Annotated in this window: 1 protein-coding gene; it reads left to right on the top strand. The window is 48.5% G+C overall.

From position 1 onward, the window contains the following. A partial coding sequence (locus D1Z92_RS16965) for a peptidase G2 autoproteolytic cleavage domain-containing protein (protein WP_128896866.1) occupies positions 1-2,532 on the top strand: 2,532 nt, incomplete at its 5' end. Between the last annotated feature and the right edge of the window lie 162 nt (positions 2,533-2,694).

Below are 2,694 nucleotides of genomic sequence, written 5' to 3'. Positions count from 1 at the left end.
TCACATGCGGAAGGGTTAGACAGTTGGAGTGTTGGCGGTGAGTCGCATGCGGAAGGAACAGGAACGTTTGCGGGAGGTTGTAGTTCGCATACGGAAGGGATGTTTACGTTTGCAGCTGGTGAATCGTCGCATGCAGAAGGGTTTGGAACGACCGCATGTGGTGCACAATCGCATGCCGAAGGTAACAATACATTGGCATTAGGAGCGAACGCGCATGCCGAAGGCAATATGAATGTAGCGCTTGGCGTTAACTCCCATACTGAGGGAAATGGAACGACCGCATCCGGATTTAATTCCCATGCGGAAGGAAACAGCACGGTTGCCAGTCAACAAGAGGCGCATGCGGAAGGTGATATGACCGCTGCAAGTGGAATGACTAGTCATGCGGAAGGGAATAGTACAGTAGCTTTAGGAGTTGTAAGTCATGCCGAGGGAACATTAACCATAGCAACGGGTCAGTTTGCACATAGTGAAGGACAGCAGACCACTGCGAGCGGATCTCCGAGTCATGCGGAGGGAACGAATACAACAGCCAGCGGAGATTTTGGTTCACATGCCGAGGGTAATTTTACAATAGCTAATGGTGTGTCCAGTCATGCGGAAGGAGAAGGTTGTACCGCGAGTGGTCTTTTTAGTCATGCGGAAGGATTAAATAATGAGGCACTTGGTGAAGGCAGTCATGCCGAAGGAGCACTTTCGTTTGCATCTAATGCTGCAAGTCATGCGGAAGGGATCGGTACTACAGCTGGAGGAGTTGGTTCGCATACAGAAGGTTGCGGTACAACGACAGCAAACAACTGTGCTCATGCCGAAGGGATGGAAAGCCTTTCCACTGGTTTTGCCTCGCACAGTGAAGGTCTAGACACTACCGCTGGGGCAACAGCTGCCCATGCGGAAGGTTGTTCTACCGTAGCATCTGGTGACAATGCGCATGCAGAGGGAATGCAGACTACTGCTTCAGGAGTAAACGCGCATGCCGAAGGCATGAACACGACGGCAAGTGGCAGTGAAAGTCATGCGGAAGGAAGGGGTACTACAGCCAGTGGGCTCCAAAGTCATGCGGAAGGGAACAGTACGTTTGCCAGCCAAGAACAAACCCATGCAGAAGGAAATTTGACGGTTGCTAATGGAATGAATAGCCATGCGGAAGGAAATAGTACGATCGCTCTTGGTATCGTAAGTCATGCCGAAGGAACCTTGACGACGGCAACAGGGACATTTACGCATAGTGAAGGACAACAGACTACGGCAAGTGGTTCTCCAAGTCATGCGGAAGGAACGAACACCATTGCTAGTGGGGACTTTGGTTCCCATGCGGAAGGAAGCTTTACGATAGCGAGTGGAATGGCTAGTCATGCGGAAGGATCTGCTTGTACCGCAAGTGGACCTTTTAGTCACGTAGAAGGAGACTTTAATGTAGCAAGTGGAATGGCTAGTCACGCGGAAGGAGCACTGACTTCTGCAACGAATACGGTAAGTCATGCGGAAGGTATTTTCACTCTTGCACAGGGGGTTGCTGCTCACTCAGAAGGATCTGGCACAGTGGCAGCCATTGACCAAGCACATGCCGAAGGTCACACAACGATCGCTTCGGGTGAAAGTTCGCATGCGGAAGGTAACACTACCGTGGCAAGTGGTGTTGAAGCACATGCTGAGGGAAATGGAACAACGGCAAGTGGTGCAGTTTCCCATAGTGAAGGAATGGGTACGGTTGCTGGCGCAATGGCTTCCCATGCACAAGGGATCAACACGACGATCGGCGCGACCCTAACTAGCGCGCATATTATGGGTAACAGCGGTAGTGCAAAGTTAGAAAACTCGTGGCATTTAGCGGCGGGTGCATTTGGGGTTACAGGCAATGGCCTTGCTGCTTTTATTAGTGGCGTATCCAGCGGTGGTGTCAACATTGGCGATGCTTGTTTCATGGGTACGGTGACACAAGGGATGTCATGTAACTGTGACTTTGCTGAAATGTTCGAATCTACAGATGGTCAATCCATTCCCGTAGGCACATTTGTAACATTAGATGGAGATAAAGTGCGTAAAGCCACCAGTCAAGATGACTATATTTTAGGTGTAGTGAGTGCAACACCAGCAGTGTTGGCTGGCTCATCGCAATTACAGTGGCAAGGGCAATATGTCACAGATGAGTGGGGACGTTTGCAGTATGAGCAAAATATTAATCCTGCAAGTTTTGATGAACATGGCAATATGCTGCAACAGGAAAAAGTGCAATCCCACTTGATGTTGAATCCTGACTATGATCCGAGTCAACAATATATTCCAAGACAGCAAAGAGAAGAGTGGATACCGGTTGGATTGGTCGGACAATTGAGAGTGAAAGACGATGGTACGTGTCAAGTGAACGGGTACTGCCTGCCGAATGAAGAAGGTATTGCCACCCATGCAATAAACGGATACCGTGTCATGAAGCGTACAGGAGATAACCAGGTGTTAGTTGTGTTAAATGCATATCAAACGTCAGTGCAGCGCCAATTAAACAAAATTATGGAACATCTCTCTCTTCAATAAACCTACCTAACCTTCATGTGTTTTTCTTAATCCTATTTCATCTCCTTAACTAAAAGTTTATCCATAAACGTCCATACGGGCTGTCATCGTCTAGAATATAGTATCCTATCTGAAAAATAGGAGGAATGATGATGTCAGATGTGTGTAATAGAGTAGAAAACG

It is taken from the genome of Longirhabdus pacifica (genome assembly GCF_004115085.1).
GTDB lineage: Bacteria > Bacillota > Bacilli > Paenibacillales > DSM-105158 > Longirhabdus > Longirhabdus pacifica.
Note: the sequence above shows the minus strand (reverse complement) of the source record. Positions and strands in the feature narration are given on the sequence as shown.